The organism is Lentzea xerophila, from assembly GCF_051094245.1.
Classification (GTDB): domain Bacteria; phylum Actinomycetota; class Actinomycetes; order Mycobacteriales; family Pseudonocardiaceae; genus Lentzea; species Lentzea xerophila.
Window position 1 is genome coordinate 8,277,149 of the sequence record NZ_CP194934.1, and the last position, 12,736, is coordinate 8,289,884.

Annotated in this window: 14 protein-coding genes; 8 read left to right on the forward strand and 6 right to left on the reverse strand. The window is 70.6% G+C overall.

Annotation, left to right across the window (positions count from 1 at the left end; translation table 11 throughout):
• Window positions 1–147: 147 nt before the first annotated feature.
• Both ACRSBM_RS39695 and ACRSBM_RS39700 read right to left on the reverse strand, forming a co-directional pair.
• Window positions 148–1,311, reverse strand: a complete 1,164-nt coding sequence (locus ACRSBM_RS39695) for an SWIM zinc finger family protein (RefSeq protein ID WP_434451860.1) — start codon at window positions 1,309–1,311, stop codon at window positions 148–150.
• Between the two features lie 32 nt (window positions 1,312–1,343).
• Window positions 1,344–2,516 carry a homogentisate 1,2-dioxygenase gene (locus ACRSBM_RS39700; RefSeq protein ID WP_434451861.1) on the reverse strand — a complete coding sequence of 391 codons (1,173 nt, stop codon included), beginning with the start codon at window positions 2,514–2,516 and terminating at the stop codon, window positions 1,344–1,346.
• Window positions 2,517–2,586: 70 nt separating this feature from the next.
• Between ACRSBM_RS39700 and ACRSBM_RS39705 the strand changes: the two genes are divergently transcribed.
• The 4 genes from ACRSBM_RS39705 to ACRSBM_RS39720 are packed head-to-tail and all read left to right on the forward strand — an operon-like array spanning window position 2,587 to window position 6,381.
• The gene (locus ACRSBM_RS39705) at window positions 2,587–3,450 is read left to right on the forward strand and encodes a hypothetical protein (protein ID WP_434451862.1); all 864 of its coding nucleotides are present in this window, start codon (window positions 2,587–2,589) and stop codon (window positions 3,448–3,450) included.
• A complete protein-coding gene (locus ACRSBM_RS39710) occupies window positions 3,447–4,610 on the forward strand; it encodes a fumarylacetoacetate hydrolase family protein (protein ID WP_434451863.1) in 1,164 nt (387 codons plus the stop codon). The genes ACRSBM_RS39705 and ACRSBM_RS39710 overlap by 4 nt, the downstream gene beginning before the upstream one ends.
• Window positions 4,610–5,242: an IclR family transcriptional regulator gene (locus ACRSBM_RS39715; RefSeq protein ID WP_434451864.1), complete on the forward strand. Its 633-nt coding sequence runs from the start codon at window positions 4,610–4,612 to the stop codon at window positions 5,240–5,242. Before ACRSBM_RS39710 ends, ACRSBM_RS39715 begins: the two co-directional genes overlap by 1 nt.
• Entirely contained in the window at window positions 5,239–6,381 is a 1,143-nt protein-coding gene (locus ACRSBM_RS39720; RefSeq protein WP_434451865.1) for a VWA domain-containing protein, read from the forward strand. The genes ACRSBM_RS39715 and ACRSBM_RS39720 overlap by 4 nt, the downstream gene beginning before the upstream one ends.
• Before the next feature lie 159 nt (window positions 6,382–6,540).
• Here the strand turns inward: ACRSBM_RS39720 and ACRSBM_RS39725 are convergent, their stop codons facing one another.
• Both ACRSBM_RS39725 and ACRSBM_RS39730 read right to left on the reverse strand, forming a co-directional pair.
• Entirely contained in the window at window positions 6,541–6,990 is a 450-nt protein-coding gene (locus tag ACRSBM_RS39725) for a hypothetical protein (protein WP_434451866.1), read from the reverse strand.
• A gap of 32 nt (window positions 6,991–7,022) precedes the next feature.
• The gene (locus tag ACRSBM_RS39730) at window positions 7,023–7,487 is read right to left on the reverse strand and encodes a hypothetical protein (protein ID WP_434451867.1); all 465 of its coding nucleotides are present in this window, start codon (window positions 7,485–7,487) and stop codon (window positions 7,023–7,025) included.
• A 77-nt stretch (window positions 7,488–7,564) separates the two neighbouring features.
• Between ACRSBM_RS39730 and ACRSBM_RS39735 the strand changes: the two genes are divergently transcribed.
• From ACRSBM_RS39735 to ACRSBM_RS39750, 4 genes are all read left to right on the forward strand, one after another.
• Window positions 7,565–8,329 carry a DUF2470 domain-containing protein gene (locus ACRSBM_RS39735; RefSeq protein WP_434451868.1) on the forward strand — a complete coding sequence of 255 codons (765 nt, stop codon included), beginning with the start codon at window positions 7,565–7,567 and terminating at the stop codon, window positions 8,327–8,329.
• 94 nt (window positions 8,330–8,423) lie between these two features.
• Complete coding sequence (locus tag ACRSBM_RS39740) at window positions 8,424–9,122, forward strand: CPBP family intramembrane glutamic endopeptidase (protein WP_434453416.1); 699 nt, start codon at window positions 8,424–8,426, stop codon at window positions 9,120–9,122.
• 147 nt (window positions 9,123–9,269) lie between these two features.
• A complete protein-coding gene (locus tag ACRSBM_RS39745; RefSeq protein ID WP_434453418.1) occupies window positions 9,270–10,457 on the forward strand; it encodes an arginine deiminase in 1,188 nt (395 codons plus the stop codon).
• A 99-nt stretch (window positions 10,458–10,556) separates the two neighbouring features.
• Window positions 10,557–11,117: a ferritin gene (locus ACRSBM_RS39750; protein WP_434451869.1), complete on the forward strand. Its 561-nt coding sequence runs from the start codon at window positions 10,557–10,559 to the stop codon at window positions 11,115–11,117.
• Window positions 11,118–11,186: 69 nt separating this feature from the next.
• Here the strand turns inward: ACRSBM_RS39750 and ACRSBM_RS39755 are convergent, their stop codons facing one another.
• Together ACRSBM_RS39755 and ACRSBM_RS39760 are read right to left on the reverse strand one after the other, a co-directional pair.
• Window positions 11,187–12,320 (reverse strand): RNA polymerase sigma factor, encoded by a 1,134-nt coding sequence (locus ACRSBM_RS39755; protein WP_434451870.1) that lies wholly within the window; start codon window positions 12,318–12,320, stop codon window positions 11,187–11,189.
• A 3-nt stretch (window positions 12,321–12,323) separates the two neighbouring features.
• Window positions 12,324–12,731, reverse strand: a complete 408-nt coding sequence (locus ACRSBM_RS39760; protein ID WP_434451871.1) for a YciI family protein — start codon at window positions 12,729–12,731, stop codon at window positions 12,324–12,326.
• Between the last annotated feature and the right edge of the window lie 5 nt (window positions 12,732–12,736).

Sequence of the window (12,736 nt, forward strand, 5' to 3'; positions counted from 1 at the left end):
AACGAGGCACAGCCGGAGTGGACGAGCGGCACGGGTGCGCGGCCTCGATCGGCGAGCGAACGGCCCGGCGGTGAGAGGCGGGGGACGCGGAGAGCCGGACGGCCCGCGGACCGCCCACGGCCGGACGTCCGGCTCGCGGAGGCGCGCTCACGCCACCACCTCCAGCGCGCCGTCGATCGACACCGCGCCCAGCCGCAGGGCGTGGCCGTCCCACAGGCCCCAGGCGTCGAACGGGACGCCGCCGGTCAGCGCCAGGGCCATGTCCAGGCCCGTGTCGTCGCGGACCGGCAGGCCTTGGCCAGAGGCGTCCACCAGGGAGGTGCCGCACAGCCGGACGGAGGCGCAGCCGAGGGGGAACAGGCGTTGCCACGGGTCGGCCGTCAGCATCGGCTCCAGCGCCGCCAGGGCCGCACGCCACGAGGACGGCGCCGGCACCGGGTCCGGCGCGCGGGACCCGGCTAGCTCGCCCAGGGCCACGCGGTCCGAGCCGGGGTAGGGGTGGACCAGCGCCGAGGACTCCTGGCCGTGGGGCAGCAGCGGCACCGGGGCGCCCACCGCGGAGTGGCGGATCGCGACCACCCAGCGGGCCGTCTGGCGGCCCCAGCACCACTGGCGGATGGTGCGGACCCGGCCGTCGTCGGTCTCCAGGCGCAGCAGGGCCACCCAGCGGTCCGAGAGGCCGGGAGAAGACTTGACGCTCTCCTCGGGGACGGTGACGCCCAGGCGGGTGCGCGGCTGCACGAAGCACAGCAGGTGCAGGCCGCCGAGGCGGTCGGCCACGTCGGCGGTCCAGCGCGGGCCCGAGCGGGCGACGATCTCCTGGATCTCGGCGACGGCGGCGGCGATGCCGGGGACCTGGGCGTCGATCATGCGGGCGATGAACGCCTGCCACCACGAGGCCGGACGGCCCGGCAGGGAGGCGATGCCGGCCGAGGCGACGTCGAACAGCCAGTCGCGCAGGCCGTCGATGCCCGAGGACATCGCCAGGGCGCGGTTCGCCGCCGTCTTCTCGCGGGCACGGAGGCGCCGCGCCACGGCCTCAGGCGAGGAGTCGAGCTCACGGGCCGCCCGCCGCTCGGTCCACTCGGAGACCCACTCGGGCGGCGCGGCGTCGGGGATGTCGAGCTCCTGCAGGCTCACCGCGTGCTTGCAGGGGAACTTGCGGGAGGGGCACGTGCACTTCGCCGAGCCCGCCGCCAGGTCGACGCACACGCGGTACGGCACGGAGCCGGAGCCCGTGTAGAGGCCCCACAGCACCGGCAGGGCCTTGCCCAGGCCCTGCCAGCGCATCGGAACGGCTCGTGTCCTCACGGGTCCAAAGTAGCGAGGACCCCCGACAGAAATCAGGCCGGACCGCGACGGGCCCACGTCCACGCGTAAGCCGGGTCCTCACAGGCCTCCGCCGCCTCGCCCAGCTCCAGCGGGCGGAACGTGTCGACCATGACCGCGGTCTCGTCGAAGTAGTCCACGCCCAGCGACGCTTCGACGGCGCCGGGCTGCGGGCCGTGCGTGCAGCCGGACGGGTGCAGCGACATCGAGCCGATGCCGATGCCGGAACCCTTGCGCGCCTCGTAGTTGCCGCCCACGTAGAACATCAGCTCGTCCGAGTCGACGTTCGCGTGGTTGTACGGCACCGGCACGGCCAGCGGGTGGTAGTCGACCTTGCGCGGGACGAACGAGCACACGACGAAGTTCGGGCCCTCGAACGTCTGGTGCACGGGCGGCGGCTGGTGCACGCGGCCGGTGATCGGCTCGAAGTCGCGGATGTTGAACGCCCACGGGTACAGGTGCCCGTCCCAGCCGACGACGTCGAACGGGTGGTTCGCGTAGGTGAAGCGCGTGAGGCCCGCACGGTGCCGCACGAGCACGTCGACGTCCTCCCCTTCCACCACCAACGGCTCCTCAGGCCCCCGGAGGTCGCGCTCGCAGTACGGCGAGTGCTCCAGGAACTGGCCGGCCTTCGACAGGTACCGGCGAGGCGGCCCGATGTGCCCGGTCGCCTCCAGCACGAGCAACGACATCGGCGACGACGGCACCACCCGGTAGGTGCACGAGGTCGGGATCACGACGTAGTCGCCGTCACCGACCTCCAGCGCGCCGTAGATCGTCTCGACGACACCGGAGCCACTCTGCACGTACAGCAGCTCGTCACCGAAAGCGTTGCGGTACAACGGAGAAGGCACGGAAGCGACCACGAAACCGATGGTCACGTCCGGGTTCCCGAACAGCTTCCGGCGCCCGGTGACGGCGTCGACCTCGTCAGAAGCCCAGGTCAGGTCCGTGGTCTTGAAGTGCCGCGGCTTCAACGGCAGGTTCGGCGCGATGGTCCCGCGCTCGTCCTTCACCGTCTCCGCGTTCACGATCGCCGTCGGCAGGTGCCGGTGGTAGAGCAGGGCCGAGTCGGCCGAGAATCCCTCGACCCCCATCAGCTCTTCCGCGTAGAGGCCACCGTCCGGTTTGCGGAACTGGGTGTGGCGCTTTCGGGGGATCTCTCCCACCTGGCGGTAGTAGGCCATGAGTGCTCTCCGGGCGTTCGACTATCGGACATCTTTGTTCAGTTGGCGGTACACGGCTAGCGTGTCAGCCGTGTCAAGCGCTGTCGAACTCCGTGCGCCCGGTCCGCGCGGTACTCCGCCCCTGCTCGCGAGGCTTGTGGACGATGCCGCGCTGTTCCCTCCGGGGAACGCGCCGATGCCCGACGCGGTGCGCGGGCACCTCGACGGACGAGTCGGCGAGTGGTCCGGCGTCATGGGTCTCTTCCTCTGTCCTGCCTCCCGTCTCGCCGAGTTGATCACCGAGCTCATCAAGGTGAAGCCGGCCAAACCCATCGCACTGTCACTCGTGATCGACACCGGCCTCGGCGGCGTGCCGAAGGCCGTGTCCATCGTCGAGTCGAGAAGCGAGCTACTGGCACTGCGCATGGTCGAGATGCCCGCACCGTCCGATGTGGACGAGGTGTGGCTCGAGCGCGTGTCCGAGTTCGTGCCCGAGGACGTCATCCGCGTCGTCGAACCCCGCCGCGGCGGGGCTGAGTGGCTCGACGGCGTCCGCCGGGTGATCGAACACGGCAGCTGGCCCAAGCTGCGCTGCGGCGGCTTGAGCCAGGAGAACTTCCCGAGCGTCGAGGAGGTCGCGGACTTCCTGTCCGTGGTCAGTGGCGGCGGCGTCGCGTTCAAGGCGACGGCGGGCCTGCACAAGGCCGTCCGCCACACCGACGAGCAGGGCTTCACCCACCACGGCTTCCTGAACCTCCTCGTCGCGACGGCGAGGTCCCTCAGTGGCCGCGACGTCCGCGAGGCGCTGGCGAGCACCGACGCCGAGGCGCTCACCGCCGAGGCCAAGGCGCTCAGCGACCAGGCCGCCCACGCCGTCCGCGGCGTGTTCGCGAGCTACGGCTCGTGCTCGCTCGCCGAACCTGTCGCCGACCTCGAGGGGCTTGGACTGCTGTGAGCTGGATCAGCGACCCGAACTTCACCGAAGACCAGCCGTTCGGACCGCAGACCCTCCCCTACGGCGTCGTCGACGGGGGCGTGGCGGTCCGCGTCGGCGACCAGGCGTTGCTCCTGAAGAGCCTCGCCCTGGGCAAGTGCAGCGAGTACGTGCAAGGTGATTCGCTGGACCCGCTGCTGAAGGCCGGGCGCCCGGTCTGGAGCGCGCTGCGCGCCAAGCTCAAGGAGATCGTCACGGCGACGTCCGCCCCCAAGGGCGCGGAGCTCGTCGGGATCGAGACCGCGAAGCTGCCGTTCACCGTCGGCGACTACGTGGACTTCTACTCGAGCAGGCACCACGCGGAGAACGTCGGGAAGATGTTCCGCCCCGACGGCGACCCGCTCACGCCGAACTGGACGCACCTCCCGATCGGCTACCACGGCCGCGCGGGCACGGTGTACGTCTCCGGGACGGAGATCGTCCGCCCGAACGGCCAGAAGCGCGGCAGCGAGGGCCCGAAGTTCGGTCCCTCCGAGCGCCTCGACATCGAGGCCGAGGTCGGCTTCGTCTGCGGCGGTCCGCAGGCGGCCAACGTGTCCACCAGCAGGGCCGCCGAGCACGTCTTCGGCGTCGCCCTGGTCAACGACTGGTCGGCGCGCGACATCCAGGCCTGGGAGTACCAGCCGCTCGGCCCGTTCCTCGCCAAGTCGTTCGCCACCTCGATCGGCGCGTGGATCACGCCGCTCGAGGCGTTCTCGGTCGCACGCGTCCCGACGCCGCCGCTGCCGAACAAGCTGCACGACTACCTGACCTGCGATCAGCCGTGGGGCCTGGACATCACCATCACGGTGGAGCTGAACGACACGATCGTCGCGCGGCCCCCGTTCCGGGAGATGTCGTGGTCTTTTGTGCAACAGCTGGCCCACATGACGGTGAACGGGGCTACGGTGCGCCCAGGTGATCTGTTCGCCTCCGGCACGGTCTCCGGACCGGAGCGCACCGAGCGGGGCTCGTTCCTCGAGCTCAGCTGGGGTGGCAAGGAACCGTTCAAGCTCGACGACGGCTCCACGAGGTCCTTCCTGGAAGACGGCGACACGGTCAGGCTGACGGCGACGGCGCCCGGTGAGGGCGGTTCCGTGGTCGGTCTCGCCGAGGTGGTGGGAACAGTTCGGAGTGCGTGATGGTCGGAGCGACGAAGGAGAGCTCGCTGACCCTGGAACGGGGTCTGGCGCTGCTCCAGGCGGTCGCTGAGGCGGAGTCCGAGGCACCGTCGATCTCGGAGCTCGCCACGGCCATCGGCGCGTCCAGGGCCGCGGTCTACCGGCTCCTCGTGCCCCTCCAGGCGCGCGGTCTCGTGCGCCGGGAGGGTTCGAAGGTCCGGCTCGGCCTGGGCGTGCTGAGGCTCGCCTCCAACGTCCTCCCCCAGCTGCGGATGGCGGCGAACCCGGCGCTGCGCGAGCTCGCCGAGAAGGTCGGCGCCACCGCGCACCTGACCGTCGCGGACGGCACCGAGGCGCAGGCCGTCGCCGTCGTCGAACCGTCGTGGACCGCCTTCCACGTGGCGTACCGGGTGGGTTCCCGCCACCCGGTGCACCGCGGGGCGGCCGGCAAGGCCATCTCCCAACCCACCGACACCTGGGTCGTCTCCTCGGGCGAGCTGCAGCCGAACGCGTTCGGCGTCGCGGCACCGGTGCGCGGCGTCTCCGGCCTCAGGGCGTCCGTTGGCGTCGTGGCACTGGAGAAGCTCGACGCGGACATCGTCGGCCCTCACGTCGTGCGTGCGGCCGAAGAAGTGGCGGCGGCTCTCAAATGAGCGACGAACGGCTGCGGCGCTGGCGGCTGCTCCTGGGTCCGAGCGCGGAAGACGTGTCCGAGCTCGGCGAGGACGACCAACGACGTGATGGCGCGCTCACGGGCCTCTACGGCGGCGGTGGCGATCGTGGTGCCGGTCTCGGCGCCAGCTCACCTCAACTGCACCGGTGGCTCGGTGACGTCCGCAAGTACTTCCCCACGTCCGTCGTGCAGGTCATGCAACGGGACGCGGTCGAGAAGCTCGGCCTCAAGCAGTTGCTGCTCGAACCGGAGCTGCTCCAGTCCGTCGAGCCGGACGTGAACCTCGTCAGCACCCTGCTGCAGCTCTCCCGCGCCATCCCGGCCCGCACCCGCGACACCGCGAAGGCCGTGGTGCGCAAGGTCGTCGAGGACATCGAGAAGCGCCTGCAGGACCGGCTCGTCGAGGCGGTTCGCGGCGCGGTAGACCGCTCCAGGCGCACCAGAAGACCGCAGCTGCAGGACGTCGACTGGGCCACGACGATCAAGGCGAACCTGAAGAACTACCAGCCACAGCACAAAACCGTCATCGTCGAGGACCTGATCGGGCACCGCAGGCGCAGCCGGACGGCGGCGATGCGGGACGTGATCCTGCTCGTCGACCAGTCCGGTTCGATGGCGGAGTCCCTGGTGCACGCGGCCGTGCTCGGTTCGGCGCTCGCGAGCATCCGGTCGGTCTCGACGCGGCTCGTCGTGTTCGACACCGAGGTCGCGGACCTGACCGACCAGCTCAGCGACCCGGTGGACCTGCTGTTCAGCGCCCAGCTCGGCGGCGGCACGGACATCAACCGCGCGGTCGCCTACGCCCAGACGGTCCTGCGCAGGCCCACCGACACGGTCGTCGTGATCATCAGCGACCTCTACGAGGGCGGCTCGGAGACCGAGTTGCAACGCCGGGTGCGCGAACTGGTCGCGAGCGGCGTCACGGTCGTGAACCTGTTGGCGCTCAGCGACTCCGGCACGCCCGCCTACGACCACGAACTGGCCGCGAAGCTTTCCGCGCTGGGAGCGCCCGCGTTCGCCTGCACGCCGGACAAGTTCCCCGAACTGCTGGCGGCGGCGCTGCGCAAGGACGACCTCACGCAGTGGGCGGAAGCCGAAGGCATCGCAACGGGCCGTTAGGGCGTGTCCCGTGAGTCCGTTCGATGAGAGTCACGGTCGAGAGTCCCGGAGGCGGTGCCGCCGCGACGCCCTCATACCGGGCGTATTCGGGCGTTGCGGCGGTGCCGCCTCCGGGGCCCTCGGCCGCGACTATCGCGGACGAGACTCACGGGACACGCCCTACCGGTCCACGACCCGTCCGCGCGTGAGGAACGCGAGCCCGCGCGTCATCGCGACGACACGCCCGCGTTCGTCCGGGCCGGCGATCCAGATCCGCCGGGTGTGCCGGACCAGCACGCGCGCCCGCTCCGGCAGTTCGGGCAGCCGCAGGTTCATCTCCGAGTCGGCGACCCGCAGGTACGCCTGCCGCCCGATGCGCCGGCCCGCCACGAAGCTCACCGAGACCGGGCGGAACGGGAACCGCTCGATCAGCTCGACGGTGCCGCGGCGCGTGAAGAAGTGCCGCAACCCCGGCGCGGCCAGTTCCAGCACCACCGGCACGGACAGCACGGTGAGCCAGATCCGGTCGACCACGAGCACGACGCCGAGCACGGCGAGGCCGAGGAAGATGTGCCCGACCGCGCGACGATCCGCCCGCGCAAGGCAGGTGTCGCTCCACCCCGTGGTCACGTGCACGTCCATTGACATAGCCCGCTAGATGATCATCGAAACACGCGCGCGGTAATCAGTTGGGGTACTCCCCGGAAGGTCACGACGGTGTTGCCCGCGGCGTCCGGCGGCACGAACCACACGCGGCGGTGCCGGGCGATTCGCCCGCGCAGCAACGGACCCACGCGAAGGGTGAGCAACATCGGCGGCTGCCCCAGCACGACCAGCCGGCCGCCCTCCCACTTCGCCTGCGCGAAAATCCACGGTTCCCCCTCCGGCAAGCGCACCGGGCGCCGCCGCGTCACCATCAGCAGAACGGCCGCGGCGAAGAACAACAGCACCAACGCCACCGGAGAGGACCACGACCACACCAGCACGAGAACGAACTGGAGCACGAAGGCCGCACCGGCGAGAACCGTCCACATCAGGGCACGCCGGCTCGCCCGGTCCACGCAGTGCCGGGTCCACCGATCGTCGAGCGCCGTCACCTCGGTGGACGGCTTGTTGGGCACGACCACGCGTCCACCGTACAGGTGACGCTTCCCCTGATGACCATGGCTAAGTTAGGCTTGCCTAACCTCGAGGAGGTGGAGCGGTGACCGACACCCAGACCAGGCGCCCACCGGCGCCGCACGCCGCGGAGCGGGCTCGCACGATCGCGGCTCGCCACGGTCAGGCCGCCCTGCTCCCTCAGGCGGGATCCCGCACCAGCCCGCTGTTCCACCACGTGCGCCCGTGCGGGTCGACGATCTTGCTGCTGCCCGACGAACATCCGCTGGTCGGGCAGCTGTGGCAGAGCCCGCGCACCGAGGTGACGGCGATGCTGGAGATCGCCGACCAGGCCCCGGTGGCGTTGCGCGAACCCGTCCGCGGCCTGCTGTGGCTCACCGGCTGGGTCTCCGCGCTGGAGGGCGAGGAGGCGCGCGAGGAGGTGCTGGCCGTCGCCGACGTGCGCCCGGACCACCGGCTGCTCGACGCGGGCCACGGCGCCACGGTGCTGAGGCTCACACCCGCGTCGATGGTGATCGCGGACGCCGAGGGCACGTCGTCGATCCGGCCGGAGCAATTCGCGAGCGCGACGCCGGACCCGTTCTGCCGCAACGAGGACAACTGGCTGCGGCACCTGGAGGCCGCGCACCGCGACGTCGTCGGCCAGCTCGCCCGCCATCTGCCGGAGGAGCTGCGGAGTGGCCACGTGCGGCCGCTCGGGCTCGACCGGTTCGGGCTGCGGCTGCGGGTCGAGGCCGAGTGCGACGACCACGACGTGCGGATCGCGTTCTCCAAGCCGGTCAGCACGGCTCAGGAGCTCGCCGCGGAGCTCCGCCGGCTGATGGGCTGTCCGTTCCTCTCGCAGAGGTGACCACGGCGGTAGCGTCACGCAGGTGATCGAACCCGCGGTGATCCCCGACGCCGAGAAGCGCGGTTACCAGCTCGAGCTGCTGATCGTCTTCAGCATGACGCTCGGGCTGTCCGGCCTGCGCAGCCTCGTGCGGTTGGTCGACAGCCTGTTGCAGCCGACGCCGCTCAACGAGCAGTCCGTCGCGATCAACGTCCCGCAGGCGCGCGCCGACCTGCTGGACCTCGTGGCTCAGCTGCTCGGCGTGCTGCAGCTCGCCGCGTGGGGCGGCATCGGCCTGTACCTGTTGTGGCGCACGGGGATCAAGCTGCGCGTCATCGGTCTCGACGGCACCCGCAAGCGCGCGGACGCCCTCGGCGCGCTGGGCCTGGCCGCGATCATCGGCATCCCCGGGCTGGCGTTCTACTTCGCCGCCTGGGCGCTCGGGCTGAACCTCGCCGTTCAGCCGTCCACTCTGGACAACCAGTGGTGGATGAGCGTGGCGCTGATCCTCGCCGCCGCCGGCAACGCGTGGGCGGAGGAGGTGCTCGTCGTCGGGTACCTGATCACGCGGCTGCGGCAGCTCGGGTGGCGGCAGTACACGGCGCTGTTCGCGGCGGCCGTGCTGCGCGGCTCGTACCACCTCTACCAGGGCTTCGGCGGGTTCGTCGGCAACCTCGTCATGGGCCTGGTGTTCGGTGTCTACTGGCAGCGGACCGGGCGGCTGTGGCCGTTGGTGGTGGCCCACACGATCCTCGACGTGGTCGCCTTCGTCGGCTACACAATGTTGCGCGGCAAAGTGAGCTGGTTGCCTTAATGAATCGACCGCCGAACGCGAATTGATGCGCTATTCGTTGCGGATCAGGCCTCCGCAGCGGCGATTTGCGCTGTTCAGGGTTACGCTCGTCCGGTGACTGCGCACACGATCGCTGAGACCGAAGCACTCCCGGACGCCGCGCCCCGCGTGGACAGCGAGGTCGGCCCGCTGCGCACGGTGTTGCTGCACCGGCCGGGCAACGAGCTCAAAAGGCTCACCCCGCGCAACAACGACCAGCTGCTGTTCGACGGCGTGCCGTGGGTCGGCAGGGCCCAGGAGGAGCACGACGCGTTCGCCGCGACGCTGACCTCCCGCGGCGTCGAGGTACTACTGCTGGCCGACGTGCTGGTGCAGGCCCTGGAGGACAACCGCGCGCGCATCGCGGGCATCCACAGCGCCGTCAACGAGCGCCGCCTCGGCATCGACCTGGCCGACGCGCTGCGCAGCCACCTCTCGTCGCTGGACGCACCGCAGCTCGCCCAGGTGCTGATGACCGGCATGACGTTCGAGGAGATGCCGGCCGCCGAGGGCGCGTCGCTGGTGCGCAGGATGCACCTGCCGATCGACTTCGCCGTCGACCCGCTGCCGAACCTGCTCTTCACCCGCGACTCGTCGGTCTGGGTGGGCGACCGCGTGGCCATCACGTCGCTCGCGCTGCCCGCCCGCGACCGCGAGACGACGCTGACCGACCTGATCTACGCCTACCACCCGCGGTTCCGCCGCACGGGCCGCGCGTACGGCGCCCACTCGGCCCCGCTGGAGGGCGGTGACGTGCTGCTGCTCGCGCCGGGCGTGATCGCCATCGGTGTCGGCGAGCGCACCACCCCGGCGGGCGCGGAGTCGTTCGCGCGCTCCGCCCTGGCCGACGGTCTCGCGCACACGGTGCTGGCGGTGCCGATCGAGCAGGAACGCGCCACCATGCACCTCGACACCGTCTGCACGATGGTCGACCGCGACGCCGTGGTGATGTACCCGGCGATCAGGCACACGCTGACGGCCTACCCGCTGCGCTCCGACGGTGACGGCGGCGTGCGCGTCGACGGCCCCGTGCCGTTCCTGGAGGCGGCGGCCGAGGCGATGGGCATCGAGCGGCTGCGCGTGATCGACACGGGCCTGGACACCGTCACGGCCGAGCGCGAGCAGTGGGACGACGGCAACAACACGCTGGCGGTCGGCCCCGGCCTCGTCGTGGCGTACGAGCGCAACGTCGAGACGAACGAGCGCCTGGAGGACGCGGGCGTCGAGGTGCTGCGGATCGCCGGTTCGGAGCTGGGCTCGGGCCGCGGCGGACCCCGGTGCATGTCCTGCCCGATCGACCGCGCGCCATTGGTGTGATCGTTAGGAATGCCTAACCTTTGTTTGGATTACCTTTCCAAACAAAGGTTAGCTTTTCCTGGAATGCGGGAACAACCGTTTTGGGTTAACGTACTCCACATGGCCTCGAACGTGAAGAAGATCCTGTCCAAGAAGTCGCGGTTCCACGAGCTCCTGCAGACTCAGGTCGGCAATGAGTTCTCCGCTTCCCAGCAGTACATCGCGCTCGCCGTGTGGTTCGACAACGAGGACCTTCCGCGCCTCGCGTCGCACTTCTACAAGCAGGCCCTCGAAGAGCGCAACCACGCCATGATGATCGTGCAGTTCCTCATGGACAACGACATCCCGGTCGCCATTCCCGGCACCACTGCGCCGATCAACGAGTTCAAGGCGCCGCGCGACCTCGTCGACCTCGCCCTGCGCCAGGAGCAGCTGGTCACCGACCAGATCGTGGCGCTGGCGAAGGCCGCCCGCGAGGAGGGCGACTACATCGGCGAGCAGTTCATGCAGTGGTTCCTCAAGGAACAGGTCGAGGAGGTCTCCTCGATGAAGACGCTTCTCACGATCATGGACCGCGCCGACGGCAACATGTTCTACGTGGAGACGTTCCTGACCCGCGAAACCGTGGGCGACGAGGGTTCCGACGCCGGTGCGCCCACGGCCGCCGGTGGCACGGTCTGAAATTTTTCTTCGCACGGTTGAGTGCCTGATCACAAAGGCCCGTCTCACCTTTCGGGTGGGCGGGCTTTTTCAGGTGTTGAGCCGGGCGGCCTGGCGGGTGAGATATTCCCGCTCGGCGAGGTTCGACGCTTTCTCCGCCGCCACGACGTAGAGCCGCGCGGCCGTTCGCCGGTCGCCGTCGCGTTCGTGGAGGTATGCCGCCACCGCCGAGTAGCGGGGTAGCGAGTCGTCCAGTTCGGCCAGCGCCTTCAGCCCGGCACGTGGCCCGTCGGCCTCCCCCACCGCCACCGCCCGGTTGAGCCGCACGACGGGACTGTCGGTCAGCTTCGCCAGCTCGTCGTACCACTCGACGATCTGCACCCAGTCGGTCTCGTCGGCCCGCGGCGCGTCCGCGTGCAGTGCCGCGATGGCCGCCTGCGCCTGGAACTCGCCCAGCCGGTCCCGCGCGAGTGCCGCCTGCAGGATCTCGACGCCCTCGGCGATCAGCCGCGTGTCCCACTTCCCGCGGTCCTGCGCGGCGAGCGGCACCAGGGTGCCGTCGCTCGCCGTCCGGGAAGCGCGCCTGGCGTGGTGCAGCAGCATCAGGGCGAGCAGGCCCGCCACCTCGGGGTGGTCGATCGCCGCCGCGAGCTGCCGGGTGAGCCGGATGGCCTCGGCGGCCAGGTCGACGTCGCCGGAGTAGCCCTCGTTGAACACGAGGTACAGCACGCGCAGCACGGTGGCGACGTCGCCGGGCTGGTCGAACCGGACGTCGGCGACCGTCTTCTTGGCCCGGCTGATGCGCTGGCCCATCGTCGCCTCGGGCACCAGGTAGGCCTGCGCGATCTGGCGCGTGGTCAGCCCGCCGACGGCTCTGAGCGTGAGCGCGACGGCCGACGACGGCGTCAGCGACGGATGCGCGCACAGGAAGTAGAGCTGCAACGTGTCGTCGGTGCTCTGAGCCGGCCCCGGCTCCGGTTCTGCGTCGACGAACTCCTCACGCCTGCGCCGTGCCGTCTCCGCTCTCGTGGCGTCGAGGAACTTGCGCCAGGCCGCCGTGACCAACCAGCCCTTGGGATCCCGCGGCGGGTCCGCCGGCCACACGCGGACGGCCTCGACCAGCGCGTCCTGCACGGCGTCCTCGGCCGCCGCGAAGTCTGCTCCGCGACGGACGAGGATGCCGAGCACGGCCGGCGTGAGGCTCCTGAGCAGCGCCTCGTCCACTTCTCACTCCGTGATCGTCGGCGCGTTGCCGTAGAACGGGCGGAGCTCCAGCCACTCGTGGATCGGCTTGCCGTCCTTGCCCGGCGCCGCCGACAGCTCCCCGGCCAGCTCCAGCGCCCGCTCGTAGCTGTCGACGTCGATCACCATCCACCCGGCGATGAGGTCCTTCGTCTCCGCGAACGGTCCGTCGGTGACCGGCGGCCGCCCCTCGCCGTCGTAGCGGACCCACGTGCCCTCCTGCGCGAGCGCCTGGCCGTCCACGAACTCGCCGCTGTCCTTCAGCCGGTCGGCGAAGTCGTTCATGTACTGGATGTGCGCGGTGATCTCGTCGGGGGTCCACTGGTCCATCGGCACGTCGTTCGCCGGTGCCGGAGCGCCGCGGTAGTGCTTGAGCAGCAGGTACTTGGCCATCTCGG

Coding starts and splice junctions, on each gene's coding strand:
- ACRSBM_RS39700 (WP_434451861.1), bottom strand. CDS start 2,516: ATGGCCTACTACCGCCAGGTGGGAGAGATCCCCCGAAAGCGCCACACC.
- ACRSBM_RS39715 (WP_434451864.1), top strand. CDS start 4,610: ATGGTCGGAGCGACGAAGGAGAGCTCGCTGACCCTGGAACGGGGTCTG.
- ACRSBM_RS39720 (WP_434451865.1), top strand. CDS start 5,239: ATGAGCGACGAACGGCTGCGGCGCTGGCGGCTGCTCCTGGGTCCGAGC.
- ACRSBM_RS39740 (WP_434453416.1), top strand. CDS start 8,424: ATGACGCTCGGGCTGTCCGGCCTGCGCAGCCTCGTGCGGTTGGTCGAC.
- ACRSBM_RS39750 (WP_434451869.1), top strand. CDS start 10,557: ATGGCCTCGAACGTGAAGAAGATCCTGTCCAAGAAGTCGCGGTTCCAC.
- ACRSBM_RS39760 (WP_434451871.1), bottom strand. CDS start 12,731: ATGGCCAAGTACCTGCTGCTCAAGCACTACCGCGGCGCTCCGGCACCG.